At 36.4% G+C, this 23,164-nt stretch carries 38 protein-coding genes and 1 pseudogene; 30 read left to right on the top strand and 9 right to left on the bottom strand.

The window, feature by feature from the left end:
* From CCZ01_RS07110 to CCZ01_RS07130, 5 genes and pseudogenes are all read right to left on the bottom strand, one after another.
* Positions 1-394: pseudogene (locus CCZ01_RS07110) on the bottom strand (hypothetical protein); the annotation flags it as partial.
* A gap of 72 nt (positions 395-466) precedes the next feature.
* On the bottom strand, positions 467-1,222 hold the full coding sequence (locus CCZ01_RS07115; protein WP_112052527.1) for a class I SAM-dependent methyltransferase: 756 nt from the start codon (positions 1,220-1,222) through the stop codon (positions 467-469).
* Between the two features lie 31 nt (positions 1,223-1,253).
* Complete coding sequence (locus CCZ01_RS07120) at positions 1,254-2,153, bottom strand: PhzF family phenazine biosynthesis protein (RefSeq protein ID WP_112052528.1); 900 nt, start codon at positions 2,151-2,153, stop codon at positions 1,254-1,256.
* Between the two features lie 362 nt (positions 2,154-2,515).
* On the bottom strand, positions 2,516-3,223 hold the full coding sequence (locus tag CCZ01_RS07125; protein WP_112052529.1) for a cytochrome b/b6 domain-containing protein: 708 nt from the start codon (positions 3,221-3,223) through the stop codon (positions 2,516-2,518).
* Positions 3,224-3,226: 3 nt separating this feature from the next.
* Entirely contained in the window at positions 3,227-4,234 is a 1,008-nt protein-coding gene (locus CCZ01_RS07130; protein WP_112052530.1) for a 4Fe-4S dicluster domain-containing protein, read from the bottom strand.
* Positions 4,235-4,325: 91 nt separating this feature from the next.
* On the opposite strand from CCZ01_RS07130, the gene CCZ01_RS07135 reads away from it, so the two are divergent.
* Entirely contained in the window at positions 4,326-4,970 is a 645-nt protein-coding gene (locus CCZ01_RS07135; protein WP_112052531.1) for a Crp/Fnr family transcriptional regulator, read from the top strand.
* A gap of 345 nt (positions 4,971-5,315) precedes the next feature.
* Here the strand turns inward: CCZ01_RS07135 and CCZ01_RS07145 are convergent, their stop codons facing one another.
* From CCZ01_RS07145 to CCZ01_RS07160, 4 genes are all read right to left on the bottom strand, one after another.
* Positions 5,316-6,149: a 3'(2'),5'-bisphosphate nucleotidase CysQ family protein gene (locus tag CCZ01_RS07145; protein WP_112052533.1), complete on the bottom strand. Its 834-nt coding sequence runs from the start codon at positions 6,147-6,149 to the stop codon at positions 5,316-5,318.
* An 11-nt stretch (positions 6,150-6,160) separates the two neighbouring features.
* Positions 6,161-6,934: a phosphocholine cytidylyltransferase family protein gene (locus CCZ01_RS07150; RefSeq protein ID WP_112052534.1), complete on the bottom strand. Its 774-nt coding sequence runs from the start codon at positions 6,932-6,934 to the stop codon at positions 6,161-6,163.
* A gap of 107 nt (positions 6,935-7,041) precedes the next feature.
* Positions 7,042-7,593, bottom strand: coding sequence for a ribonuclease HII (locus CCZ01_RS07155; RefSeq protein WP_112052535.1), 552 nt, complete (start codon positions 7,591-7,593; stop codon positions 7,042-7,044).
* Positions 7,587-8,729: a DUF4143 domain-containing protein gene (locus tag CCZ01_RS07160; RefSeq protein ID WP_112052536.1), complete on the bottom strand. Its 1,143-nt coding sequence runs from the start codon at positions 8,727-8,729 to the stop codon at positions 7,587-7,589. Before CCZ01_RS07160 ends, CCZ01_RS07155 begins: the two co-directional genes overlap by 7 nt.
* Positions 8,730-9,082: 353 nt before the next feature.
* On the opposite strand from CCZ01_RS07160, the gene rpsJ reads away from it, so the two are divergent.
* The 29 genes from rpsJ (at position 9,083) to rplQ (ending at position 22,991) form a co-directional block, all read left to right on the top strand.
* Entirely contained in the window at positions 9,083-9,394 is a 312-nt protein-coding gene (gene rpsJ, locus CCZ01_RS07165; RefSeq protein ID WP_112052537.1) for a 30S ribosomal protein S10, read from the top strand.
* A gap of 35 nt (positions 9,395-9,429) precedes the next feature.
* The gene (gene rplC, locus CCZ01_RS07170) at positions 9,430-10,011 is read left to right on the top strand and encodes a 50S ribosomal protein L3 (RefSeq protein ID WP_112052538.1); all 582 of its coding nucleotides are present in this window, start codon (positions 9,430-9,432) and stop codon (positions 10,009-10,011) included.
* Positions 10,008-10,622, top strand: coding sequence for a 50S ribosomal protein L4 (rplD, locus tag CCZ01_RS07175; RefSeq protein WP_112052539.1), 615 nt, complete (start codon positions 10,008-10,010; stop codon positions 10,620-10,622). Before rplC ends, rplD begins: the two co-directional genes overlap by 4 nt.
* Position 10,623: 1 nt before the next feature.
* Positions 10,624-10,905 (top strand): 50S ribosomal protein L23, encoded by a 282-nt coding sequence (locus CCZ01_RS07180; protein WP_112052540.1) that lies wholly within the window; start codon positions 10,624-10,626, stop codon positions 10,903-10,905.
* 10 nt (positions 10,906-10,915) lie between these two features.
* Positions 10,916-11,743 (top strand): 50S ribosomal protein L2, encoded by an 828-nt coding sequence (gene rplB / locus CCZ01_RS07185; RefSeq protein ID WP_112052541.1) that lies wholly within the window; start codon positions 10,916-10,918, stop codon positions 11,741-11,743.
* An 18-nt stretch (positions 11,744-11,761) separates the two neighbouring features.
* Complete coding sequence (rpsS, locus tag CCZ01_RS07190; protein WP_112052542.1) at positions 11,762-12,043, top strand: 30S ribosomal protein S19; 282 nt, start codon at positions 11,762-11,764, stop codon at positions 12,041-12,043.
* 12 nt (positions 12,044-12,055) lie between these two features.
* Positions 12,056-12,436 (top strand): 50S ribosomal protein L22, encoded by a 381-nt coding sequence (gene rplV, locus CCZ01_RS07195; protein WP_112052583.1) that lies wholly within the window; start codon positions 12,056-12,058, stop codon positions 12,434-12,436.
* A gap of 2 nt (positions 12,437-12,438) precedes the next feature.
* Positions 12,439-13,173, top strand: coding sequence for a 30S ribosomal protein S3 (rpsC, locus tag CCZ01_RS07200; RefSeq protein ID WP_112052543.1), 735 nt, complete (start codon positions 12,439-12,441; stop codon positions 13,171-13,173).
* Between the two features lie 2 nt (positions 13,174-13,175).
* Complete coding sequence (gene rplP, locus CCZ01_RS07205) at positions 13,176-13,601, top strand: 50S ribosomal protein L16 (protein ID WP_112052544.1); 426 nt, start codon at positions 13,176-13,178, stop codon at positions 13,599-13,601.
* Positions 13,588-13,797 (top strand): 50S ribosomal protein L29, encoded by a 210-nt coding sequence (rpmC, locus tag CCZ01_RS07210; RefSeq protein ID WP_112052545.1) that lies wholly within the window; start codon positions 13,588-13,590, stop codon positions 13,795-13,797. Before rplP ends, rpmC begins: the two co-directional genes overlap by 14 nt.
* Positions 13,787-14,053 (top strand): 30S ribosomal protein S17, encoded by a 267-nt coding sequence (rpsQ, locus tag CCZ01_RS07215; protein WP_112052546.1) that lies wholly within the window; start codon positions 13,787-13,789, stop codon positions 14,051-14,053. Before rpmC ends, rpsQ begins: the two co-directional genes overlap by 11 nt.
* Complete coding sequence (gene rplN, locus CCZ01_RS07220; protein ID WP_112052547.1) at positions 14,050-14,418, top strand: 50S ribosomal protein L14; 369 nt, start codon at positions 14,050-14,052, stop codon at positions 14,416-14,418. Before rpsQ ends, rplN begins: the two co-directional genes overlap by 4 nt.
* The gene (rplX, locus tag CCZ01_RS07225; RefSeq protein WP_112052548.1) at positions 14,418-14,648 is read left to right on the top strand and encodes a 50S ribosomal protein L24; all 231 of its coding nucleotides are present in this window, start codon (positions 14,418-14,420) and stop codon (positions 14,646-14,648) included. Before rplN ends, rplX begins: the two co-directional genes overlap by 1 nt.
* Position 14,649: 1 nt before the next feature.
* Positions 14,650-15,204, top strand: coding sequence for a 50S ribosomal protein L5 (rplE, locus tag CCZ01_RS07230; protein WP_112052549.1), 555 nt, complete (start codon positions 14,650-14,652; stop codon positions 15,202-15,204).
* Entirely contained in the window at positions 15,197-15,382 is a 186-nt protein-coding gene (locus CCZ01_RS07235; protein ID WP_112052550.1) for a type Z 30S ribosomal protein S14, read from the top strand. The genes rplE and CCZ01_RS07235 overlap by 8 nt, the downstream gene beginning before the upstream one ends.
* 10 nt (positions 15,383-15,392) lie before the next feature.
* Positions 15,393-15,815 carry a 30S ribosomal protein S8 gene (gene rpsH / locus CCZ01_RS07240; protein WP_112052551.1) on the top strand — a complete coding sequence of 141 codons (423 nt, stop codon included), beginning with the start codon at positions 15,393-15,395 and terminating at the stop codon, positions 15,813-15,815.
* A 10-nt stretch (positions 15,816-15,825) separates the two neighbouring features.
* Positions 15,826-16,362, top strand: coding sequence for a 50S ribosomal protein L6 (rplF, locus tag CCZ01_RS07245; RefSeq protein ID WP_112052552.1), 537 nt, complete (start codon positions 15,826-15,828; stop codon positions 16,360-16,362).
* A 9-nt stretch (positions 16,363-16,371) separates the two neighbouring features.
* Complete coding sequence (gene rplR, locus CCZ01_RS07250; RefSeq protein WP_112052553.1) at positions 16,372-16,728, top strand: 50S ribosomal protein L18; 357 nt, start codon at positions 16,372-16,374, stop codon at positions 16,726-16,728.
* A 128-nt stretch (positions 16,729-16,856) separates the two neighbouring features.
* Positions 16,857-17,288: a 30S ribosomal protein S5 gene (gene rpsE, locus CCZ01_RS07255; protein ID WP_112052584.1), complete on the top strand. Its 432-nt coding sequence runs from the start codon at positions 16,857-16,859 to the stop codon at positions 17,286-17,288.
* 10 nt (positions 17,289-17,298) lie between these two features.
* Positions 17,299-17,760, top strand: a complete 462-nt coding sequence (rplO, locus tag CCZ01_RS07260) for a 50S ribosomal protein L15 (RefSeq protein ID WP_112052554.1) — start codon at positions 17,299-17,301, stop codon at positions 17,758-17,760.
* On the top strand, positions 17,760-19,025 hold the full coding sequence (gene secY / locus CCZ01_RS07265) for a preprotein translocase subunit SecY (RefSeq protein WP_112052555.1): 1,266 nt from the start codon (positions 17,760-17,762) through the stop codon (positions 19,023-19,025). Before rplO ends, secY begins: the two co-directional genes overlap by 1 nt.
* Before the next feature lies 1 nt (position 19,026).
* The gene (gene map / locus CCZ01_RS07270; protein WP_112052556.1) at positions 19,027-19,785 is read left to right on the top strand and encodes a type I methionyl aminopeptidase; all 759 of its coding nucleotides are present in this window, start codon (positions 19,027-19,029) and stop codon (positions 19,783-19,785) included.
* Positions 19,786-19,792: 7 nt separating this feature from the next.
* Entirely contained in the window at positions 19,793-20,035 is a 243-nt protein-coding gene (infA, locus tag CCZ01_RS07275; protein WP_112052557.1) for a translation initiation factor IF-1, read from the top strand.
* Between the two features lie 56 nt (positions 20,036-20,091).
* Positions 20,092-20,205 carry a 50S ribosomal protein L36 gene (rpmJ, locus tag CCZ01_RS07280; RefSeq protein WP_112052558.1) on the top strand — a complete coding sequence of 38 codons (114 nt, stop codon included), beginning with the start codon at positions 20,092-20,094 and terminating at the stop codon, positions 20,203-20,205.
* A 3-nt stretch (positions 20,206-20,208) separates the two neighbouring features.
* Entirely contained in the window at positions 20,209-20,577 is a 369-nt protein-coding gene (rpsM, locus tag CCZ01_RS07285) for a 30S ribosomal protein S13 (protein ID WP_112052559.1), read from the top strand.
* 10 nt (positions 20,578-20,587) lie between these two features.
* The gene (gene rpsK, locus CCZ01_RS07290) at positions 20,588-20,980 is read left to right on the top strand and encodes a 30S ribosomal protein S11 (RefSeq protein WP_112052560.1); all 393 of its coding nucleotides are present in this window, start codon (positions 20,588-20,590) and stop codon (positions 20,978-20,980) included.
* Between the two features lie 11 nt (positions 20,981-20,991).
* The gene (rpsD, locus tag CCZ01_RS07295; protein ID WP_112052561.1) at positions 20,992-21,618 is read left to right on the top strand and encodes a 30S ribosomal protein S4; all 627 of its coding nucleotides are present in this window, start codon (positions 20,992-20,994) and stop codon (positions 21,616-21,618) included.
* Positions 21,619-21,632: 14 nt separating this feature from the next.
* Positions 21,633-22,631 carry a DNA-directed RNA polymerase subunit alpha gene (locus CCZ01_RS07300; protein ID WP_112052562.1) on the top strand — a complete coding sequence of 333 codons (999 nt, stop codon included), beginning with the start codon at positions 21,633-21,635 and terminating at the stop codon, positions 22,629-22,631.
* A gap of 9 nt (positions 22,632-22,640) precedes the next feature.
* Entirely contained in the window at positions 22,641-22,991 is a 351-nt protein-coding gene (gene rplQ / locus CCZ01_RS07305) for a 50S ribosomal protein L17 (RefSeq protein ID WP_112052563.1), read from the top strand.
* Positions 22,992-23,164 lie beyond the last annotated feature (173 nt).

Consider the following 23,164-nt stretch of genomic DNA (forward strand, 5'->3'; position numbering starts at 1 on the left):
CCACCTCATGGGCAAGATTCCCATTCTCATGGTATTCTTTTATCACTCCATTTTTAGGATTTCCTTGCATATCAAAGCATAGAGTTGCACTCACTGGGAGAGAATCCACGACTTTACTTTCACATAGAGTATGCCCATAAAGATAAATCCTAACTATACCATTTGCTTCACCATTTTTTATTGGAGTTTCTGTTCGAAATTTCTCACTCTCATCACTATCTATCAATAGACAACCTTTTATCTTATCCTCTTTATTTTGACACTCTGGGAGATGACTATAATCCTCGCTTGATAGAGTGGGGATAGAATCTCCATTAGAATCCTCGCCTATCCCACAACCCACAAAATACACGCTTATCATCGCACACAATGCTATAAATGCCAACTTTTTCATATTTCAGTCCTTGATTCTCAAATATTTGCCAAACATATCCTAATGCGACTTGAGATGAGTGTCAAGAGTTTCTCACAATCGACATTCATAAATGAAATTTTCGCATTCATTATTGATAGCTTGTTCTTTTGCAAAAGAGGAGTATATCATAACTTTGTCAAATCCAATTTCTTTGAGGCATTGCTCCATTTCGCCAAGCTCATAGAGATGTGTTTGAAAGTCCATATATTGACTTTCAAGCAATGTCGCACCATCATAGAGTTCATACACGCTGGGCGAAAATTGTGTCTTGCTTTTTGTATCATAAAAATTTTTGGTTTTTGCTATCAAGTCATAGCCTTCTTGTGTCTTTGTGGCAAGTGAGGGCTTATAATCTATGTCATCTTCACACTGACAAGCAATCGTATCTACTGCAAAGACAAGCCTCCCGCCCGAAGTAAGCAAACCCTTCAGATGAGAGAGAATCTGTTTGCAGAGATTCATATCTGTAAAAAGCGAAATCGAACCTGAAGGGATAAAAATATAATCAAATTGATGATAAAAAGTGTGGTGCATAATTTCGCCGTGAATGACATTGGCATTTGGAGCTTTTTGCCACAACCTCTCAAGCATTTCGCACGAATTATCAATACCCATAATATCAAATCCTCTTTGCAAAAAAGGAATAAGAAATCGCCCACTCCCGCACAATGGCTCTAGAATCTTATCGCTTTTCTTCGCATAAGAAAGATAAAAATCTAGCTCATCACTGGGGGCTTTTTCGTGCAATATCTCATACATCTGTGTGCAAAGATTGCCATAATAGTTTTGTGCGGTTTTATTTAGCATACGCATTCCTTTGAAAAATTAAGCTAAGAATTTAATCTCTTATAGCAACCTTACCACTTATTTTTGTTTTAATTATTTTTTCATCAGCAAAATTTACACTAGCAATAATCTTGCTTGGCTTACCCATCGCAATACCTTGTTTGATAATAAAACTTTGCCATCCCTTGCGTAAAATATGACAATGACTAGCTATATAACATGCTAAAGCAGAGGCTGCAACACCAGTGGCACTATCTTCGTTGTATCCTGAATTATTTGGAAATTGCCGAGCAAACAATGTTTTAGAATGTGCAAAATCATCGCTAAAAGCAAATGGGTATAATCCGCTTGTGTGGTATGTATCACAAAGTTTCCATAACTGGTTAAAGTTTGGTTGTAAATTATCCAAAAATTCCACATTTTGTATTGGCACAATAAGCTTTGGACGAGAAGTTGAAATATTTTGTATGGGCAATTCTTGATTAATTGTAGAGTTTGTAATATTAAGTGCATCTGCTACCTCAGCACTACTTGAGATGCAGTTAAGAATCTGTGGAGAATTCTGCAAAACATATCCTTGATTGGTGCTTGAATTGTATCCCATCTCAAAGATACCTAGCTTTGTTTCTATCTTATAAGTTTTCATAAGGGTAGAATCATGAAAGTTACCAGATTCTATCTCAAGCACACTTAGGGCAGCAATACTAGCATGTACACACATTTCCATTTCCTTCAATGGTGCAAAATACATAAACATATAGTCATTGTTGCTTTTTTGGGGTGGCAAAATAAAAGCAGTCTCAATCCCGCCATATTGTTTCTGTGCTTCTTGTGCAAGGGATTGCATTTGTGTTTTATCTAAACATTCTGCTCCAGTATAAACTAAGCACGGATTCCCACCATTTTTATTGTTTTCTTCATCAACAAATACATCAATATAGTAGCTTTTCACTTTATCTCCTTATCTCCTTTTTTAAAGCATTGCAACAATAGCATCTTAATTTTAATAAAATAGCAATGCATTAAAACTTAACTGCCTATACTTTCAATTTTTCATAAATGGTAAAGTTTCTAAAAAAGATTTAAACTTTAATATGTTTTTTAGAAAATGTTCAGCAATAGTTAATCCTATAATTTTATACTCATTCGCAACATTATTGATGATGTATGAAATCGGTTTTATTCTTATTTTACATTAATGCCTCCAAACTATAAAACTAAATGAGGCATTATAACTAAAAGTTTAAATAAAATCTGTAAGCTAGAATTAAATTAATAATAAACTTACAGATATTCTCAAATGTATGTTATAATTCACGAACCTAATTCTGATGGATTTTCTTTATTAAAATCTTTTTTTAACGCTTTTTTTGCTTCATTGCAGCCCTCAGTCCATAATGAATGGCGATGAAGTGTGTAATCTGCACCAACCCGACCGCTGAACATTCCTCCTAAAAGATTGCGGTTTTCTCTGAAAATAAATGCCGCCAAATGCCCGATAATCCCTAATATAATTAAAATCATTCCAAAGTTATGTATTTGTGCACTCCAAAAATAAAGCCACTCTGGCATATTAATACCAGCAAGATTTTTGAAAGTTTTAATTAACCCCGTTATAATTAAGATGAGAAGAACTAAGCCAATACCAAAATATGCTAAACGTTGTTCCGGTAAATATTTTTCGCTTGGTGGCTCTTTTCTCCCTGTAAGCATTGCTTTGATGACTTGAATACTTTTGAGAGTATCTCCTCTTTTTGGAAAAATATCGAACTCTCTACGATAAAGATGAAAAAAAAGGTGAAAGAAAATAAAAAAAATCAGAAAAAATGCTCCAATATAGTGGACGATTAAAGTTGTGTGATAATCTCCACTCCATGCGAGAAAGGGCAACTCATTCACCATATATCGTTTTGCTACAGGCATTTGAAAAATTCCACTTAAAATTAATGAGAATGTACTGAATGCAATTCCCCAATGCACGATTCTATTTTGTAAACTTTGTCTTTTAATGTATTTTTTCATATCTTATCCTTTATTCTTTGTTTTTTTGTTACTTCTTGATACTGCAATTGCTCCGGCAATCACTCCTAAGACAGGTGCCGATAGAACACTTTTAACAAGTGTCGAATCATTGTTAATAAAGTTTTCAACTTCAATATTCATATGAGGGCGACCCATTTTTTGTGTTTTTTGATTGAAACTCTCTTCCGTTTCCCCATATTTCTTTGCAATTGCTTGATTAATTTTTTCAAAACTAACCGATGAGACATAAAATGTACTTGTCCCTCCGTTTTGTGTATCTCCATAAACAAACTTTCCACTTTCTTTCATTTTGTTAACAACTTTTAAAATTTCTCCTTTTTTATCAAAAATAATTGCGTTTTTAGGGCATTCTCTTTGGCAAGCCGGATGTTGCCCTTTTTGAATCAAGTCTGCACACATATCACATTTAAACATTGCACCGCCACCAGCAAGTTTTGGTGCTATTTTTAAATAAATTCCAACTCCAGCTTGCCTTTGTGGAATCCCCCATGGGCAAACATCCCTGCACTTAGCACCACCAAAACAAAAATGCTCATCAATATTTACCGCGTTTGTTTTGTCTTTATCGATCACGCCAAATGGGCAAATTTTTTGACAGGTTGGGTCATCGCAATGCATACAACGACGCGGAATAAAAATCTGCTGATTATCAACAGATACATTTTCAACGAATGTCCAATTATATGGTGTTAAACGCGTAATATCATCTTGATTATTTGAATAATCCTCTTTAATTTTACGAGGAAAATAATCAGGAATATTTTCAATGGGTTTTGGAAAACGATCTTGATTTTTATCGCGACAGGCACTAACACACTTTGGCATATCAAAATCTTGACAGCCATCACACAAATCAAGATTAATAATAGAAGCAAAGCCTTCCTTTTTAGGTGATAAAGCAAGGCTTGAATGAGGATTTGTGGACGCGTGACCTATCGCCCCTAACATAGAAGTCGCTGCAACAAATTTAAAAAAGTTTCTTCTTTGCATATTTTTACCTTTTTGATATAATTTGAAATGCTTTAACAAATTGTAGGCAAAAAAATGGTTTTATAATGTAACTTTATTACATAAGGTAAATATGGAATCAATCGAGCAAAATATTAATAGACTTATTCATGGCGACCAAAAAAGTCTTTCTGTATTAAAGGATTATGGAGTATTTAAGACATATAATAAGGGCGGTAGAATCTATCCTGATAAAGAAGAATATTTTGGTTTTTTTTATATTGTGAGCGGGCGAGTTCGGCTTTTTACATCCTCATTTGATGCAAAAGAAATTACAATTTTTAATATCAAATCGCAAGAGGCATGTATTTTTTCGGCAGGTTGTGTGTTAGGATATGTTGAATTTGATATAGCTCTAGAATTCATGGAAGATTCTAAACTCTTTTTATTGCCTAATCAAGCCTTTAAAGATCTCTGCCAAAGCAATGAAAATATCTTGCATTTTAATCTTTCTCTTGTTTCGAAACGTTTTAAGCAAGCTCTAGAAGTTATTAATGATATTACCTTTAAAAGCCTTAAGGAAAGAGTTATTAAGTTTTTACTCTTGAATGCACAACATGGAGTTGTTCAGATTTCTCAAGAAAATATTGCTAATAATATTGGAAGTGCAAGGGAGGCTGTTGCAAGAATTATTAAAGAGCTACGAGAAGATGGGGCTATTTCTACAAGTAGGGCACAGATTTTACTCCAGCCAAAGATTTTCGAATATATTTTGTAGTTTTTCTTTTTGTCTGTGATTGTGAGAAGTCTAATATTTTGTTGTTCGTAAATAGATACAAAAGAGTCTTGTTGATTTAAAAGAAGCAAAATGAAAAATCTACACTTATGCTCCACGCACATTGTTTGGTGTACACCTTTCCATTTTGCAAAACTGGAAAGGATATTTGATAGGTTTAATTCTAATTTTGTAAGGCTGTGTTTAACCTTGAGTGGGATTTGTGCACAGATTTTGAGTTTGGATAAATTTGGCTTTTTCAAGTTTGGGGAGATTTTATGTGAAGATATTTGACTTCATATTGAGGAAATGGGATTGTTAGATGCAATTTTATTTAAAGGTATAAGCTTAATCCCAATTATTTTTTATAAAATCATTATATATCCAACCTCCAACTTGCCCTCTTGAGAATGCAACAAAGTAAGGATTTTTTACATTTTTTTTATTGTAGCATAGGGGCTGTTTTGTGTGAATATCTAAAATTATTCCACCTGTTTCTTGCAAAATAATATCCGCTGCGGCAGTATCCCACTCTTTTGTGCCACAAAAACGCGGATAAAGGTCTGCTTCTCCATTTGCTAATGCACAAATTTTTAAAGAAGAATCTCGAATAACGCTTTGTAATTGATAGCGTTTAATAAATGCTCTTGTTTGTTCTGAACTATGGTGTGCAGAATCACAAGCAAGAGGCGTTCTGGTTGGACATTTAGATTCCCCGTCCATTTTTTGCCAATAAGATTTTAGATTTGTGCTAGAAACTTCCTGTAAGTTTTCTGTTATGCAAAATGCACCATAATTTTTAAGCCCGCAATAAAATTGCTGTAAAGCTGGTGCATAAACGACACCTAATGTCGGCTGATTATGCACAATTAAGGCAATATTAACACTGAATCCATGACTGCATTCTATAAAACCTTTTGTGCCATCTAATGGGTCAATTAACCAAAAACATTCTAAATTTTTACGCTCCTCATAGGAGAGTGCATTTTCTTCTGAAGAAGTTGCATAAGGAGTGATATCTTTTAATGCTCGACAAATATATTCACTTGCAACAATGTCCGCTTGTGTAACGGGAGACTGATCTTCTTTTAAGCTAAAATGTCTATCCCCATAAAATTCCATAATTTTTGTACCGGCACAGAGGGCAATTTCACTAACAGAGAGTAATAATTCTTCATTCATCTTTATTCCTTTTATTGTAGCTCTATTACAATGTCTAGGTCACTCTTAAAGTCAATCTCACACCAACCCCCTTGAATTTCCACTGCCCGAGCATTCTGATATTTCTCAATTAAACCCTGCAATAAACTTGTCATATACATATTTTTTATATCCTTGCCATCGTAAAATTTGCTTGTATCCAAGCTATCATAAAAGCTTAAAACCTTTTTTAAGAAAGAAGAAGAGAAATAAAAAAGTCCAATGTATTGCCCATGTATGTCGTCATAGCTTATCGGTTTTTTGCCAATCTCTGTAATTATTCCTTTGTCTAGCTTAAGCGTTTCTGCATCGCTTAGTGGGTCGTCAAATCGTTTTTCCCATAATCTTTTCCATTGTTTATCAACGATAACTTTGAAATCACCATCTGCCTCTAAAAGATTTTGAACAATAGTCTTTGAATAAACGATATCTGCATAGGAAACAATTAAATCATCATTATTTTCAGTCAAGAATTCTAGGAGTTCTCTTGCACAAAAAAATGTTGTAACCATATTTGTGGATTGATAATTTGGATTCCTAAAAAAATGTTGAATATGAAATTTTTTTTGCAAATACTGCTCTAAAGTCTCATATAAATAACCACCTACAACATTGATATGTTTGATTCCAGCTTGCTCTAAAGCTTGAATTTCGTAATCAATAATACAATGTCCACGATATTTAACCATACATTTTGGTATTGTTTGGGTTAAGGGCATAAGGCGAGAACCAAATCCTGCAGCAAGAATTAATGCTTGAGTTGACATTTTCCATCCTTTGTTTTTTATATTATAGCCTCTTGTTTTAGATTTGTCTAAAATTTATTTTTATGTGATGGACGACTATCTTGAATAGTTGAGATAATCGTATCTGGTTAAAACAATCTTGGTGCTTGAATTTGAAAAGATTTACGGTGACATGGCAGTTTTCCGTATTGCATAATTGCTTGTAGGTGTTTTTTTGTCGCATATCCACAATGATTTTTAAATAAATATTTGGGATAGAGTTGGTCAAGATCTAATGATTCTCGATCTTTTGCACATTTTGCAAGAATGCTTGCAGCTTGAATTTCTTGTAGTTGTTGGTCACCCTTAATAAGGGTTTTATAGCTTTTAATACCAAAGTTACAATTTCCATCAAAAATGTATTCATCAGCATTCAGTTGTTTTTGAATTTTAAGTAATCCAGTATGCAAACAAGCACTCAATCCTTGTGTGTCAATTTGTGTGGCATCAAAGGAGACAATAATATACTCTGAGGATTGGTGAATGTGTTTTTCTAATAAAAATCGTTGAGTGCGACTTAGCTTTTTTGAGTCATTTAAGCCATCAATGGGAGATTTCAATATCACTCCAGCCATAAAAAGGCTTCCCGCAATACAACCTCTACCTGCCTCATCAACGCCACAAATTTTATGCTTTACCATTCTTTATCTCCCAGTGCGAATTCCCAGAAAGGAAGAATGCGGTATAAGATATGTTCATTCTCGCCTTCTTGATTTAAGCCTAAAGTAATCACAAATACTTTCGAAAGAAAAGGAAACTCTTTTTTTACTTTTTTTAAACGTTTTAAAATTGCTTCAAAGCTTAAAAAAGGTGCAACAAGAACGCCAACATAACTATGTTGTGAGGAATGAAAGTTGTTAAGTAGCAGAAATTCTAAAGTATCACCGTAATAAATGTGATATTTTGTTTTGAGTAATTCTAAAAAAATCATATTTTCAAAAAGAGCACTAAAATTACGTTCATAAGAGATGGCATTAGAGAGTGAAAAATCCCAAAAATAAAGTTTTTTAGCTGCACTCGATTGGTCAAATTTTGAAAGCAAAAATAATAGCGAGGCGTCTTTATAGTACTTAATAAGGGAATAAATTGTATCTTTGCTGATAGAGAAACTTTTTTTTACTTGAGTGTAAAGATGATGAGGTGTAACTTTATGTCCCATATAAGGGAGAATGGAGAGAAGAATATTGTGTTTTCCTTGTTTTTCACATTGAATGAGCTGGATAATTTCTTGCTTACGATAATCTTTTTTATATTCTTCTAAAAGACTAATTTCTAGTAGAGTACCATCATGGAGAAAGGAATTAAACAGATGTTCTAATTCTAATGGGTGGTGGGAAAAACTTATGTATTCTTCAAAATCAATACCATAAAGTTGAAAAGTGGTAAAATGATCGATAGGTAATTTTGAAACAACTAAAATTGAAATAGGAATGTGATTGAGGAGTGATAATGTTGATTCTTGTAAAGATTCCAGATTATCCCAGTCATCAAGAATAAGTATATCGTTGCAATGCTCTTTGATGAAAGCAGGTAGGGCATCCATGATATTGGCTAAGAATGGTGTAATGCGCGGATCTTTACATTCAAGAATAAGCGGGGTTTTAAAATAATCTGCCGTCATGCGTGCCAAAACACTTTTTCCCACTCTAGGTGCTCCATAGAGGTTAAGGACTTCCCTGCTTGGAGAGTTTTCACAAAAGGGTAGGGAGAGTTTTCTCCTAAAATATTTTCCATGCTCCATTTTGTCACGCTTAAGTATTTTTTCTAATATTTCCATGACTTGATCCTGTTTTAATTTTTTAAAATTAATGAAAAGCATATTTGTAAATGTCCCTGATATTTCATTTTAACATAACTTTAGTAAAAAATAAAACAAAAGTTCAAAATTCATTTTAGTGTTTTTTGTAATTAAATGAATACTTAAAACAATAAGAATATCAAAATAGGCAAAATATTCCTTTTAAAAAGGAAATAAAAAGAGGGCTTTTGGTGGAAAAATGCCCTGTATACCTTGCATTTTTCAGAAAAAATGTTTATAATTTGGCTTTAATTTTACACAGCGGTTTTGATAGTTTAGGTATGCATTCCTTGAAATTATCATCAAAGCGTGAGTTCTTTAAAGGAAATTAAATGGAAAAAATTCGTTTTAAGCTTAAGGCTTATGATCACAGAGTGCTTGACAGAACTGTTGCCTCTATTGTTGAGGCTGTTAAAAGAACAGGTTCAGAAATTCGTGGCCCGGTTCCTCTCCCTACAAAGAAAAGACGTTATACTGTCCTTCGTTCCCCCCATATCAACAAAGATTCGCGTGAGCAATTTGAAATTCGCGTTCATGTAAGGATTATTGATATTATTTCAGCAACGCCTGAAACGGTGGATAGCTTAGCAAGGTTGGATTTAGCTCCAGAAGTGGATGTTGAAGTGCGTTCTTTGGGTAAATAATCTTAATTTTAAGAAAAATTTTAAGGATAGAGACGATGGAATTTTTAGTGGAAAAAATTGGAATGAGTCGCACTCTCTCTACGGTAAGTACACCCGTAACGCTTCTATTTGTGCGTGAAGTTAAGGTGTGTGAGATTGTGGGTGATAAGCGAGCTTTAGTGGCGTATTCGTGTGGAAAGGTATACAATAAGGCGATTGCAGGGCAACAAAAAAAGTATAACCTCTCTAAAGAGTTTAATCGATTTGCAACTTTGCAAGTGGCAGATGGTATTGCTGTAGGTGATATTGATGTCTCTGTTTTAAGTAATGCTACACGATTGAAGTTAACTTTCAAGACGAAAGGACGTGGTTTTAGTGGCGTTATGAAGCGATGGAACTTTGGTGGAGGACCTGCAGCACATGGGCATAGATTCCACAGACGAACGGGTTCTATTGGAAATCGTGAGTGGCCTGGTCGTGTTCAGCCGGGCAAGAAGATGGCCGGACACTATGGAAATGAGCAGGTAACCGTACAAGGTGAAATTGTGTCTTTTGATGCTGAAAAGAGAGTGTTGGCTGTGAAAGGTTCTGTTCCGGGTCATAGCGGGGCATTTGGAAAAATAAAGGTGGTAAAATGAGTGGAGCGGTGATTCTTGATACAAAAATGCAAAAAGGTGGGGAAATAAACTTACCTGAGCGATATAAGGATATTAATCAACATAATCTTTACCTTTATGTAAAGTTTTATCTTGCATCATTCCGCAATAATTGCGCTATGGCTAAAACGCGTAGTGAGGTTAGCGGTGGGGGTAAAAAGCCTTGGCGTCAAAAAGGCGGGGGGCGAGCTAGAGCTGGAAGTATCACTTCACCAGTTTTTGTTGGTGGTGGTGTGGCACATGGTCCTAGTAATAATCGTAACTATAATGTTAAGATTAATAAAAAGCAAAAAAAGCTTGCCTTAGAGTATGCACTTTTTGAAAAGGCACAGAGTGGTAAGCTTTACGCAATTGATAAGATTGAAGTTGTAAGTGGTAAGACAAAAGATGCAATGAGTATGTTTAAAGCGTTAAATGAACGTGATACTCTTTTTATTGCAGAGGCGATGACTAAAGATACAGCACTTGCATTTCGTAACTTAAAGTCTTGCTACTTAGTTAATGAAGCAGAACTAAATGCCTATCTTATCGCGGCTTATAGGTCAGTGGTGATTGAAAAATCAATTCTTGAAAAAATTATCAAAGAGGGCTAAGATGGCAGATATTACAGATATTAAATCTATTATGTATACAGAAAAGTCTCTTACTCTTCAAGAGAATGGCGTCCTTGTTGTTCAAACTTCTCCTAAAATTAGCAAACATCAGCTGAAAGAAGTTTTTAAAGAGTATTTTAATATCACCCCATTGAGAATTAATTCTCTTAATCAAGAAGGAAAGGTGAAGAAGTTTCGAGGCGTAAAGGGGCAAAAGGCTTCTTTTAAAAAATTCTATGTCAAGTTGCCAGAAGGCAAAAATATAGAATCTTTGGCAATTTGAGGAGTTAGGAATGGCTATTAAAACTTATAAACCTTACACTCCTAGTCGTCGTTCAATGAGTAATCTTAGCTCAAATGATATTACGGCAAAACCAAGTGTAAGAAAGCTTCTTACTAAACTTCCCGTAACTGCGGGGCGGAATAATAATGGTCGCATCACAAGTCGCCATAAAGAAGGTGGTGCGAAAAAACTATACCGCATTATTGACTTTAAACGCAATAAGTTTGGTGTTGAAGGACGTGTGAATGCGATTGAATATGATCCGTATCGAAATTGTAGAATAGCATTGGTTTTTTATGCTGATGGAGATAAACGTTATATTCTTCAGGCAAATGGTTTAAATGTTGGGGATTTGGTTCTTTCTGCGGAAGGTGGCTTGGATATTAAGAATGCTTATGCAATGAAGTTAAAAAATATTCCCATCGGGACGATTATTCACAATATTGAATTGCATCCAGGTGCTGGTGGGCAACTTGCAAGAAGTGCGGGTGCAAGTGCCCAAATTATGGGACGTGAAAAAAAATATACAATCATCAGAATGCCAAGTGGTGAGATGCGTTACATTCTAAGTGAATGTATGGCAACTATCGGTGTTGTTGGGAATGCGGATTTTGCTAATATTTCTTTAGGTAAAGCTGGAAGGAATCGTCATTTAGGTGTGCGTCCACAAACAAGGGGAAGTGCGATGAACCCTGTTGATCACCCACATGGTGGTGGTGAAGGCAAGACTGGTTCTAGTGGTCATCCTGTTTCTCCTTGGGGTATGCCAGCAAAAGGCTATAAAACAAGGCGTAAGAAAGCTAGTGATAGATTAATTATTTCGCGAAGAAAAAAATAGCAAGGTAGGAGAAATATAATGGCTCGTTCAATTAAGAAAGGTCCTTTTATTGATGATCATCTCTTGAAGAAGGTTATGAAATCAAAAGAGGCTAAAGACAATAAGCCCATTAAGACTTGGTCAAGACGCAGTACAATTATTCCAGATATGATTGGTCTTACTTTTAATGTTCATAATGGGCGTGCGTTTGTTCCTGTGTATATTACAGAAAATCATGTTGGTTATCGTCTAGGGGAATTTGCTCCGACGAGAACTTTCAAGGGGCATAAGGGCAGTGTCCAAAAGAAAATTGGTAAATAAAGGGGGTAGATGATGAGTAAAGCATTGTTACGATTTATTCGCCTTTCTCCCACAAAAGCAAGACTTGTTGCACGTGAGGTTCAAGGTATGAACGCTGAAAAAGCAATAGCAGCTTTGGAATTCACTCCTAATAAGGCAGCAAGGATTATTTCTAAGGTGATTGCTTCGGCAGTAGCAAACGGCGGATATGAAGCAGAGAATGTGGTGGTGAATTCTTGTAGGGTGGACGTTGGTCCTGTGCTAAGAAGGTTTATGCCACGTGCAAAAGGAAGAGCAACACCTATTCGTAAACCAACGGCACATATTTTTGTTGAAGTTGTGGAAGGGAAAGAAGAATCTAAAAAAAGTAAAACAAAACGAGGTGGAAAAGTGGCAAAGAGTGAGGATAAATAGTTATGGGTCAGAAAGTTAATCCAATTGGCTTGAGATTAGGTATTAATCAGAACTGGAAGTCACGATGGTTTCCTAATTTTGGAAATGCATCAGAGGGTATTGTTGAGGATTATAAAATTCGGAAGTTTCTTAAGAAAGGACTTGCTTCAGCAGGCATAAGCGAAATTGTTATTGAACGAACAGCGAAGAGATTACGCGTAACTGTTGTTGCTGCACGACCGGGTATCATTATTGGTAAAAAGGGTAGTGATGTTGAGATTCTTAAAGAATCCCTTAAACGTATTGTTGATATCAACAAAGCGGAACAGGAAAAGAAAGATATTACCATTAATATTAAGGAAGTGAAGAGACCTTATGCAAATGCACAGCTTGCAGCAGAAAATGTTGCTTTGCAGCTTGAAAAAAGGGTAGCGTTTCGTCGTGCTATGAAAAAGGTGATGAAGAATGCACAAGTGCATGGTGCAAAAGGTGTGAAGATTCAGGTTTCCGGACGTTTAGCTGGTGCAGAAATGGCGAGGACGGAATGGTATATGGAAGGACGTGTGCCTTTACATACTTTGAGGGCAAAGGTAGAATATGGCTTTGCTGAGGCGATGACCACTTATGGAATTATTGGTGTGAAGGTGTGGATATTTAAAGGTGAAGTGCTTCAAAAAGGGCTTCCCACTGAAAAACGTGAAGAGGGAAGCAATAATAATCGCGAAGCAAGAGTAGCAAGAAGACGCGGGAGACAATAGCGATGTTAATGCCAAAACGAACAAAATATAGAAAGCAGATGAAGGGTCGCAATCGTGGTAAGGCACAAAGAGGGAATTCCCTTGCATTTGGTAATATTGGAATCAAAGCTTTGGAGCATGGAAGAATTGATTCTCGTCAAATCGAAGCAGCTAGAATTGCGATGACTCGTCATACAAAAAGGACTGGACAAACTTGGATTCGAGTTTTTCCTGATAAGCCTTTAACAGCAAAACCTTTAGAGGTTCGTATGGGTAAAGGTAAGGGAGCAGTGGAAAAATGGGTCATGAATATTCAACCAGGTCGAATCATTTATGAAATGGGAAGTGTTGAAGAAAGTTTGGCACGTGAAGCACTGGCTCTTGCTCAAAGTAAATTACCTTTTAAGACAAAAATTGTAACAAGCGAGAGTGAAAATGAAATTTACTGAATTGAAAGATCAAAGCAAGGAGGCTTTGTTAAAGCTTCTAAAAGAAAAGAGGATGTCGCTGTTTGAACTTAAGCTAAAGCTGAAGACAACGCAGTTGAGAAATTCAAATGAGATTCGTATGACAAGACGAGATATTGCAAGAATTCAGACTGCTCTAAGCGACATCGCAATAAGAGAGGTATCCAATGAGCAATAAACAAGCACATAAGCGGATTATTCAGGGTGTTGTCGCAACCAAAACAGGTGATAAGAGTGTAACCATTCTTGTAGAACGTCGCGTGATTCACCCTAGATATAGAAAGATTGTGAAGAGATTTAAGCGATACATTGTTCATGATGAAAAGAATAGTGTTAAGGTTGGAGATGTGATTGAGGCTATTGAGTGTAAGCCGATTTCTAAAAGAAAAGCTTTCACACTCCATAAAGTTGTTTCTGTGGGGGTTGAATTATGATCCAGAGCTTTACACGCTTGAATGTCGCTGATAATAGCGGTGCAAAAGAAGTTATGTGTATTAAAATTTTAGGAGGTAGCAAAAGACGATATGCTACTGTGGGTGATGTGATTGTTGCTTCTGTTAAAAAGGCAATCCCAAATGGTAAAGTTAAAAAAGGGCAGGTTGTTAAAGCGGTTGTTGTTCGTACAAAGAAAGAAGTACAACGCGGGAATGGTTCTTTGATTCGCTTTGATGATAATGCGGCGGTGATTCTAGATAATAAAAGAGAGCCGATTGGTACTCGTATTTTTGGGCCTGTTGGACGTGAAGTTCGTTATGCGAATTTTATGAAAATCGTGTCCTTAGCCCCGGAGGTGCTTTAATGGCAAAGACAATCAAAAGAGGTGATAAGGTTAAAGTCATTGCAGGTGATGATAAAGGTAAGGTAGCAGAGGTGTTGCAGGTGTTTCCTAAGAAATCGCAAGTGGTTGTTGCAGGTTGTAAGGTTGCAAAAAAGAGTATTAAACCTAACGATAATCATCCTAAAGGTGGTTTTATTGCAAAAGAAATGCCTATGCATATCTCTAATGTGAAAAAAGTAGAGGAGGCATAAGATGTTTCAATTAAAGAAACTCTATAAAGAAGAGATCCGTGATAAGCTTACAAAAGAGCTTGATATTAAAAATCCTATGCTTATCCCTAAACTTGAGAAAATTGTGATTAGTGTTGGTGCTGGAGATTATGCAAAAGATACGAAGATTATGCAGAATATTGCAGACACTATCTCTCTGATTGCCGGACAAAGAGCGGTTATTACGACTGCAAAGAAATCTGTTGCGGGTTTTAAGATGCGTGAGGGTATGCCTATGGGTGTGAAAGTTACATTAAGAGGTAATCAAATGTATAACTTTTTGGAAAAGCTAGTCGTTATTGCCCTTCCTAGAGTTAAAGACTTTAGAGGTGTTCCACGTAATGGCTTTGATGGACGCGGGAACTATAATTTTGGTTTAAATGAACAATTAATGTTTCCTGAGGTTGTTTATGATGATATTATGGTTACGCATGGCATGAATATCACAATTGTTACAACGACAAATAATGATAAAGAGGCATTCAAACTTCTTGAAGCGTTTGGTATGCCATTTGCAAAAGGACGAAATAATGGCTAAGAAGTCGATGATAACGAAAGCAAATAGAAAACCTAAGTTTAAGGTGAGGGCTTATACGCGTTGTAAGATTTGTGGTCGCCCCCATTCTGTCTATCGAGATTTTGGTTTATGCCGTGTTTGTTTGCGAAAAATGGGTAATGAAGGCTTGATTCCGGGTCTTCGTAAAGCAAGTTGGTAAGGAGTAAATAATGGTGAATGATATTATTGCAGATTCTCTAACCCGCATTCGCAATGCTTCCATGAGAAGATTAGAATACACAACATTGTATTATGCAAAGATTGTAGTTTCTATCCTTGAAGTTTTTAAGGCGAGAGGGTTTATTGCAGATTATAAGGTAATCGATAAAAATAAATCTGCTGAAAATAATAAGTCTTCAATTAAAACAATCAAAGTGATATTGAAGTATGATGACGATAAAAATGAATCTGTTATCAACGAGATTAAACGTATCAGTAAGCCGGGCCGGAGAGTTTATTATAGTCGTAATGAATTGAAGAGATTCAAAAACGGCTATGGTTTGATTGTCGTGAGTACCTCAAAGGGTGTGATTAGTAATGAAGATGCTTATAGCGCGAATGTAGGCGGTGAAGCATTGTGTAGCATATGGTAGGAGTATAGAAATGTCAAGAATTGGTAAAAAGCCCATTACTATCCCTAGTGGTCTTGAGGTGAAAGTGGAAGGGACTAAAATTTACTTCACAAAAGGTAAAGACAAAAAAGAGTTAGAAACTTTTGGACGCGTCCATATTGCTTTGCAGGGTAGTGAGGTTTGTTTTTCTACAGTCAGTGATAATGCCCAAGATCGTGCTTTTTGGGGGACGTATCGTGCATTAGCAAACAATATTATTGAAGGTTTAGATAAAGGTTTCAGTAAGCAATTGGAGATTAATGGTGTGGGTTATCGTGCAGCAATGAAAGGAAAGGTTTTAGAGTTGAATTTAGGCTTTTCTCACCCGATTAATTTTGAAGTTCCTGAAGGTATTGAGATTAGTGTTGATAAAAACTTGATTAATATCAAAGGTTCTGATAAGCAGCAAGTAGGGCAGGTTGCAGCAAACATTCGTGAGTTTAGACCGCCAGAACCTTATAAAGGTAAAGGCGTGAAGTACACTGATGAGATAATCATTAGAAAAGCGGGTAAAACCTCTAAAAAATAAGGAAATAAAATGCTAGGAAAGGTATTAAAACATAAGAATGCTTTAAGAGCAAGACGAAAAGCTCGTGTTCGAGGGAGTATTTTTGGCATTAAAGAAAAGCCGAGATTATCAATATTCCGTTCTAATCGTTATTTTTATGCTCAAGCAATTGATGATAATAAAGCAACAACTCTTGCCTCTATAGATGGTAAGAAAATGGGCTTGAAAGCAAATAAAGAAGATGCAAAGAAAATTGCGTCTGCCTTTGCCGAGATTCTTAAGGCAAAAGGAATTCAAGAAGTAATCTTTGACCGAAACGGTTATCTTTATCATGGTGTTGTTGCAAGTTTTGCTGATTCTCTTCGTGAGAATGGAATTACACTTTAAGGAAAACAACAATGGAAAATAACATGGAAAAAACAGAGAGGCTACAAAAACGAGAAGGGCGTGAAAGTCGTCTTGAAGAGAGAAAAAACGAAAATAAGGACACTAAATCAGAGTCTACGAGGGAAGGAATGCGTCCGGGTTTTGAAGAAGTTGTTGTGAATATTGGACGTGTGACAAAAGTCGTGAAAGGTGGACGTCGTTTTCGTTTTAATGCACTTGTCGTTGTTGGCGATAAAAATGGAACAATTGGTTTTGGGCTAGGTAAAGCAAAAGAAGTACCTGATGCGATTAAAAAAGCAGTCGATGATGCATTTAAGAATCTTATTAAGGTGAATATTAAGGGTACAACAATTGCACACGATATTGAGCATAAATATAATTCAAGTCGTATTTTGTTGAGGCCGGCTAGTGAGGGAACAGGAGTGATTGCAGGAGGTTCTGCACGTCCTGTTATCGAATTGGCTGGTATTAAAGATATTTTAACAAAGTCGTTAGGATCAAATAACCCTTATAATGTAGTGAGAGCAACTGTTGATGCGTTATCAAGAATTAAAGCATAAAGGAATATAGATGGCATTGGAAAATCTTAAACCTGCTGAAGGTAGTGTTAAAAAACGCAAAAGAGTTGGAAGAGGTCAAGGAAGTGGAATGGGCAAAACCTCTACTCGTGGAGGAAAGGGGCAGACTGCTCGTTCAGGTTATAAAGAAAAAAGAGGTTTTGAGGGTGGTCAGCAACCCCTACAACGCAGACTACCTAAAGTTGGATTCAGGAGTCACTTTGAGAAACCATATGTTATTAATGTTGATCGAATCAAGGCTGTTGCTGAATTGAGTGAGATTACTCTTGAAAGTATCCATTCTGTTTGTGCCATTCCTTCTTTTAAGGCAAAGCATGCATTAGCAAAGACATTAAATCAAGAAAAACAAAGTCATGCAAAGAGATGGATTGCTGTAAAGTTGATTGGCAGGGGAGCGAAAGCCTTAGCAAGTAAGGTTAAAGAACCTTACATTATAGTAAGTGGGCAAGCATAATGAATAAAGCCATCGTCAATAAAATTCTTATCACGCTTGGATTTTTGTTTGCGTATAGGGTGTTGGCGTATATTCCTGTTCCGGGCGTTGATGCGACGGTTATTAAAGATTTTTTAGACCAACAGGGTAATAATGCCTTAGGGTATTTCAATATGTTTAGCGGTAATGCATTGGAGCGGGTGAGCATTATCTCTCTTGGGATTATGCCCTATATTACTTCATCGATTATTATGGAATTGCTTTCTGCGACTTTTCCTTCGTTAGCAAAGATGAAGAAAGAGAGAGACTCAATGCAGAAATATATGCAAATTGTTCGTTACATGACGGTTGTGATGACATTGATTCAGGCGATTACTGTTTCTTTTGGTTTACAGAGTGGCACAGAGTTGAGTGGAGCAATTTTATTTGGAGAAGATCAAATCTATCTCTTCGTGGCGATTGCAGCAATTTCGATGTTGGCAGGAACGATGATGTTGATGTGGATTGGTGAGCAAATCACACAACGTGGAATTGGTAATGGTATTTCTTTGATTATTTTTGCAGGAATTGTCTCAAGTATTCCTTCAGCGATTGGTGGTACTTTCAAATTAGTCAACACAAATGAGTTAAGCTATATTAAGTTAATTGGGATTGTTGCGGTGATTATTGTGACGATTTTAGCAATTATCTATGTGGAGTTGGGCGAACGACGTATTGCAATTTCCTATGCGAGAAAGGTGCTTATTCAAAATCAGCATAAGAGGATTATGAATTATATTCCAATTAAAATGAATCTAAGCGGGGTAATTCCACCTATTTTTGCATCAGCAATTTTGATGTTTCCTGCCACACTTTTACAGGCAACATCGACACCTTGGCTTTTAAGTGTTCGGGATTGGTTAAGTCCGGATAGTGTTTTTCATCATTTCTTAATGTTTATATTTGTTATATTTTTTGCTTATTTTTATGCCTCCATTGTTTTTAATGCAAAGGATATTTCTGATAATTTGAAACGACAAGGTGGTTTTATACCAGGTATTAGACCTGGTGAGATGACGGCAGAGACACTTAATAATATTGCGAGTCGTTTAACTTTATTTGGTTCTTTATATCTTGCGGTGATTTCCACACTTCCTTGGCTTCTTGTAAAAGGCATGGGAGTTCCTTTCTATTTTGGAGGGACAGCCGTATTGATTGTTGTGCAGGTGGCACTTGATACGATGAGGAAAATTCAGTCTCAAATTATTATGAATCGTTATCAAACACTTAGTGCAGTGGGGTTGTAAGATGGGAATTAATATTCGCAAACCAGCTGAAATTGAAAAATTGCGACTTGCTAATAAGATTGTAGCAGGGACACTCTCTCTTTTGAGAGAGAATGCTAAGGAGGGAATTTCTCTCTTAGAGCTTGATAAAATTGCGGAGGACTACATTCGTTCGCATGGTGCACGCCCTTCTTTTAAGGGGTTATATGGTTTTCCTAATACGCTTTGCACCTCTTTGAATACTGTGATTATTCATGGTATTCCTACAGATTATAAGCTCAAAGAGGGGGATATTATTGGCTTGGATGTTGGAACGGAACTAGAAGGTTACTATGGTGATGGTGCGATTACTGTGCCTATTGGTCGTGTAGGTAACCAAGATGAGGCATTAATTGCTTGTGCAAAAGATAGCCTTTATGCAGCCATTGATTGTATTCGTGTAGGTATGCATTTTAAGGAATTAAGTCACTTTTTAGAGCAGTTTATACTAAAGAGGGGTTTTGTACCTTTGAGAAGCTTTTGTGGACATGGTATTGGTAAGAAGCCTCATGAAGAGCCAGAAATTCCAAATTACTTAAATGGAAGCAACCCTAAGCAAGGACCAAAAATCAAAGAAGGTATGGTTTTTTGTATAGAGCCGATGATTTGTCAAAAAAGTGGAGATCCAAAAATTTTGCAGGATAAGTGGAGTGTTACTTCCGTTGATGAATTGAATGGTAGTCATTATGAGCATACTGTTGCCGTTGTTGGCGGATGTGCTGAGATTTTAACACAGGAGTAGAAATATAATGGCAAAAAATAATACTCCAAAGAAGGAGAAGGATGTTATTGAGGTTGTAGGGAAAGTTATTGAGGCTTTACCTAATGCTACCTTTAGAGTGGAGCTTGAGAATAATAAACATATAATTCTATGTCACATAGCAGGAAGAATGCGTATGCATTATATTCGTATTTTACCTGGTGATAAGGTTGACGTGGAGTTAACACCCTATAGTTTAGATAAAGGGCGTATTACTTATAGACATAAGTAATGTTTAATTGAAAACTAAGTAGAATTAGCAATTTTTGCTGTAACAAGGAGAATGTGATGAAAGTTAGACCTTCTGTAAAGAAGATGTGTGATAAATGTAAGATTGTAAAACGTAATGGTGTAGTCAGAGTGATTTGTTCTACCCCAAAACACAAACAAAGACAAGGATAGAAAATGGCACGTATTGCTGGTGTAGATTTACCGAAAAAGAAGAGGGTTGAGTATGGCTTGACTTATATTTATGGGATTGGCTTGAAAACATCAAGGGATATTCTTAAGGCAGTCAATATTTCCTTAGATAAGAGGGTTCATGAGTTGAATGAGGCTGAAATTTCAGCAATTAGCAAACAAATTCAAGAGACATGTCTCGTAGAAGGAGATTTGCGTAAGAAAGTAACTATGGACATCAAAACTTTAATGGACTTGGGTAATTATCGCGGTTTAAGGCATCGAAAGGGACTCCCTGTGCGAGGACAAACAACTAAGAATAATGCACGTACACGCAAAGGTAAGCGTAAGACTGTAGGTAGTGCAAGTAAGTAAGAGGTAAAAAATGGCGACAAAGAAAACAACAAAAAAGCGAATTGTAAGAAAGAATATTGCACGAGGTGTGATTTATATCTCTGCAACTTTCAATAATACAAGTGTAACAATCACTGATGAAATGGGTAATGTGATTTGTTGGAGTACGGCCGGTGCGTTGGGCTTTAAGGGTAGCAAAAAGTCAACACCTTATGCAGCTCAACAGGCAGTTGAAAATGCTGTAGCGAAGGCTAAAGAACATGGTATTAAAGAGTTAGGCGTAAAAGTGCAGGGGCCGGGTAGCGGTAGTGAAACTGCTGTGAAAAGTTTAGGTGCAATTGAAGGAATCAAAGTGCTTTGGTTTAAAAATATCACACCACTTCCTCATAATGGTTGCCGTCCACCTAAGAGAAGAAGAGTGTAAAGGAGAAGAATATGGCAAGATATAGAGGACCTGTTGAAAAAATTGAGAGACGTTTTGACCAATGCCTAGAATTAAAGGGCGAAAGGAGATTAAGCGGTAAGTCAGCTCTAGACAAAAGACATTACGGACCAGGACAACATGGCCAAAGAAGAAGTAAACCTTCCGATTATGCATTGCAACTTCATGAAAAGCAAAAAGCGAAGATGTTTTATGGAGTTTCTGAAAAACAATTCAGGGGTATTTTTAGAGAAGCAAGTCGTATGGAGGGAAATACGGGTTCTTTGCTTATTACTTTGTTGGAATCTCGTTTGGATAACATTGTGTATCGTATGGGTTTTGCAACGACAAGACGATTTGCACGACAGCTTGTGACGCATGGACATATCCTTGTTGATGGTAAAAGATTGAGTATTCCTTCAGCAGTTATTTTTCCGGGACAAAAGATTGAGATTGTGCAAAAGAGTAAAAATAATCCCCAAATTAAGCGGGCGATTGAGTTGACTCATCAAACTGGTATCGTTGCGTGGGTGGATGTTGACCAAGAAAAAGTGTTTGGGATTTTTACGCGTCTACCTGAGAGAGAAGAAGTCGTGATTCCTGTCCAAGAAAGACTAATTGTTGAGCTATATTCTAAATAATTAAGGATTGGTGAATGAAAACAATTAAAACTACCCCTTATACACCAACAGATATTTCAATTCAGGAGATTGATAAGAATACAACGCGCATTCTTGCTTACCCTTTTGAGAATGGTTATGCCTTGACCGTTGCACATCCTTTAAGAAGATTACTTTTAGGTAGCTCTGTGGGATTTGCACCTATTGCTATACGTATTGAAGGTGTGGCACATGAATTTGATTCTTTACGCGGAATGATGGAGGATGTGACGTTATTTATTGCAAATTTGAAGCAAGTGCGCTTCAAGATTACTTCTGATGAACAGAGAGTAGTGATGGATTATAGCTTCAGTGGTCCGACTACCCTCAAGGGAAGTGACTTGAATAGCGATGAGGTTGAAGTTGTAACTCCAGATCAATATATTGCAACCATTAATGAAAATGGAGTATTTAATTTTTCTGTTATTATTGAAAAAGGGATTGGGTTTGTTCCTAGCGAGGATATTAGAAATATCATTCCTGATGGTTTTATCCCTATTGATGCGTATTTTACGCCTGTAAGAAAAGTTACCTACCAGATTGAAAATATGCTTGTTGATGATGATCCAAATTTTGAGAAAATTGTTTTGGAGATTGAAACAGATGGACAAATTGATCCTCTCTCTGCATTCAATAATGCACTTGAAGTGATGCGAAGACAACTTTCTGTCTTTGGGCAAGAATGGAGTGTTGAGAGTGACCGCGTGGACTCTACTGAATACGAAGCTGATATTAAAGAACTCTTACAGAAAATCGATACTTTGGGTTTGAGTGCGAGGTCTTTTAATTGCTTGGAGCGAGCAAACATTAAGTTTATTGGTGAGATTATTTTAATGAGTGAGGCAGAGCTAAAAGAAGTCAAGAATTTAGGGAAGAAGTCTACAGATGAAATTAAGGATAAACTAGAGGAGCTTGGCTATCCCATTGGGGGTACTATTTCTCCAGAGATTCTTGCTGCTTTGCAAAAGAAATTGTTAAAAATGAAAAATAGTTAAGGAGAGAATATGAGACATAATCATGGTTATAGAAAATTAGGCAGGACATCTTCACACAGAAAAGCTTTATTGAAGAATCTTGCGATTGCTCTCATCGATAAAGGTAAAATTGAAACAACAGTAATGAAAGCAAAGGAATTGCAGAGTTACATTGAGCGATTAATTACGAAAGCAGGGGAGGAAACGCCAAATGCACATCGTCTTGTCTTTGCTTATTTGCAAGATAAGAAAGCGACACATAAACTTGTTGCGGATATTGCACCACAATACAGGGAGAGGCCTGGTGGTTATACGCGTATTGTCAGGACGCGTTTGAGGGCAGGTGATGCAGCACCATTAGCTTTTATTGAGCTTGTGTAAAATCATTACTTAGAGTTATCATCATAACTCTAAGTAAGAGATACTTTTGAATGGGAGATTGATTGCTTCCGCTCTTCTCTTTTTCTTTTTTTATTTAGTAATCTTTTGTAGTATTAATTCTTGAGTGAGTGTTTAAATATCCTTATTGTTTTGTTGTATAATTCTTTAAAATG

It is taken from the genome of Helicobacter monodelphidis (assembly GCF_003288845.1).
Taxonomy (GTDB): Bacteria; Campylobacterota; Campylobacteria; order Campylobacterales; family Helicobacteraceae; genus NHYN01.

Bases quoted from the DNA above. Each gene is read 5' to 3' on its own strand.
- rplC (WP_112052538.1), top strand. From the start codon at position 9,430: ATGGAATTTTTAGTGGAAAAAATTGGAATGAGTCGCACTCTCTCTACG.
- infA (WP_112052557.1), top strand. From the start codon at position 19,793: ATGGCAAAAAATAATACTCCAAAGAAGGAGAAGGATGTTATTGAGGTT.
- rpmC (WP_112052545.1), top strand. From the start codon at position 13,588: ATGAAATTTACTGAATTGAAAGATCAAAGCAAGGAGGCTTTGTTAAAG.
- secY (WP_112052555.1), top strand. From the start codon at position 17,760: ATGAATAAAGCCATCGTCAATAAAATTCTTATCACGCTTGGATTTTTG.
- rplQ (WP_112052563.1), top strand. From the start codon at position 22,641: ATGAGACATAATCATGGTTATAGAAAATTAGGCAGGACATCTTCACAC.
- rpsQ (WP_112052546.1), top strand. From the start codon at position 13,787: ATGAGCAATAAACAAGCACATAAGCGGATTATTCAGGGTGTTGTCGCA.
- rpsD (WP_112052561.1), top strand. From the start codon at position 20,992: ATGGCAAGATATAGAGGACCTGTTGAAAAAATTGAGAGACGTTTTGAC.
- rplD (WP_112052539.1), top strand. From the start codon at position 10,008: ATGAGTGGAGCGGTGATTCTTGATACAAAAATGCAAAAAGGTGGGGAA.
- map (WP_112052556.1), top strand. From the start codon at position 19,027: ATGGGAATTAATATTCGCAAACCAGCTGAAATTGAAAAATTGCGACTT.
- rplF (WP_112052552.1), top strand. From the start codon at position 15,826: ATGTCAAGAATTGGTAAAAAGCCCATTACTATCCCTAGTGGTCTTGAG.
- rplV (WP_112052583.1), top strand. From the start codon at position 12,056: ATGAGTAAAGCATTGTTACGATTTATTCGCCTTTCTCCCACAAAAGCA.
- rplE (WP_112052549.1), top strand. From the start codon at position 14,650: ATGTTTCAATTAAAGAAACTCTATAAAGAAGAGATCCGTGATAAGCTT.
- rpsM (WP_112052559.1), top strand. From the start codon at position 20,209: ATGGCACGTATTGCTGGTGTAGATTTACCGAAAAAGAAGAGGGTTGAG.
- rplO (WP_112052554.1), top strand. From the start codon at position 17,299: ATGGCATTGGAAAATCTTAAACCTGCTGAAGGTAGTGTTAAAAAACGC.
- rplR (WP_112052553.1), top strand. From the start codon at position 16,372: ATGCTAGGAAAGGTATTAAAACATAAGAATGCTTTAAGAGCAAGACGA.
- CCZ01_RS07160 (WP_112052536.1), bottom strand. From the start codon at position 8,729: ATGGAAATATTAGAAAAAATACTTAAGCGTGACAAAATGGAGCATGGA.
- rpsH (WP_112052551.1), top strand. From the start codon at position 15,393: ATGGTGAATGATATTATTGCAGATTCTCTAACCCGCATTCGCAATGCT.
- rpsC (WP_112052543.1), top strand. From the start codon at position 12,439: ATGGGTCAGAAAGTTAATCCAATTGGCTTGAGATTAGGTATTAATCAG.
- CCZ01_RS07145 (WP_112052533.1), bottom strand. From the start codon at position 6,149: ATGAATGAAGAATTATTACTCTCTGTTAGTGAAATTGCCCTCTGTGCC.
- CCZ01_RS07135 (WP_112052531.1), top strand. From the start codon at position 4,326: ATGGAATCAATCGAGCAAAATATTAATAGACTTATTCATGGCGACCAA.
- CCZ01_RS07235 (WP_112052550.1), top strand. From the start codon at position 15,197: ATGGCTAAGAAGTCGATGATAACGAAAGCAAATAGAAAACCTAAGTTT.
- rpsE (WP_112052584.1), top strand. From the start codon at position 16,857: ATGCGTCCGGGTTTTGAAGAAGTTGTTGTGAATATTGGACGTGTGACA.
- rpsS (WP_112052542.1), top strand. From the start codon at position 11,762: ATGGCTCGTTCAATTAAGAAAGGTCCTTTTATTGATGATCATCTCTTG.
- rplB (WP_112052541.1), top strand. From the start codon at position 10,916: ATGGCTATTAAAACTTATAAACCTTACACTCCTAGTCGTCGTTCAATG.
- CCZ01_RS07125 (WP_112052529.1), bottom strand. From the start codon at position 3,223: ATGAAAAAATACATTAAAAGACAAAGTTTACAAAATAGAATCGTGCAT.
- CCZ01_RS07150 (WP_112052534.1), bottom strand. From the start codon at position 6,934: ATGTCAACTCAAGCATTAATTCTTGCTGCAGGATTTGGTTCTCGCCTT.
- CCZ01_RS07155 (WP_112052535.1), bottom strand. From the start codon at position 7,593: ATGGTAAAGCATAAAATTTGTGGCGTTGATGAGGCAGGTAGAGGTTGT.
- rpmJ (WP_112052558.1), top strand. From the start codon at position 20,092: ATGAAAGTTAGACCTTCTGTAAAGAAGATGTGTGATAAATGTAAGATT.
- rplP (WP_112052544.1), top strand. From the start codon at position 13,176: ATGTTAATGCCAAAACGAACAAAATATAGAAAGCAGATGAAGGGTCGC.
- CCZ01_RS07130 (WP_112052530.1), bottom strand. From the start codon at position 4,234: ATGCAAAGAAGAAACTTTTTTAAATTTGTTGCAGCGACTTCTATGTTA.
- CCZ01_RS07180 (WP_112052540.1), top strand. From the start codon at position 10,624: ATGGCAGATATTACAGATATTAAATCTATTATGTATACAGAAAAGTCT.
- rpsJ (WP_112052537.1), top strand. From the start codon at position 9,083: ATGGAAAAAATTCGTTTTAAGCTTAAGGCTTATGATCACAGAGTGCTT.
- CCZ01_RS07300 (WP_112052562.1), top strand. From the start codon at position 21,633: ATGAAAACAATTAAAACTACCCCTTATACACCAACAGATATTTCAATT.
- CCZ01_RS07115 (WP_112052527.1), bottom strand. From the start codon at position 1,222: ATGCTAAATAAAACCGCACAAAACTATTATGGCAATCTTTGCACACAG.
- rplX (WP_112052548.1), top strand. From the start codon at position 14,418: ATGGCAAAGACAATCAAAAGAGGTGATAAGGTTAAAGTCATTGCAGGT.
- rpsK (WP_112052560.1), top strand. From the start codon at position 20,588: ATGGCGACAAAGAAAACAACAAAAAAGCGAATTGTAAGAAAGAATATT.
- rplN (WP_112052547.1), top strand. From the start codon at position 14,050: ATGATCCAGAGCTTTACACGCTTGAATGTCGCTGATAATAGCGGTGCA.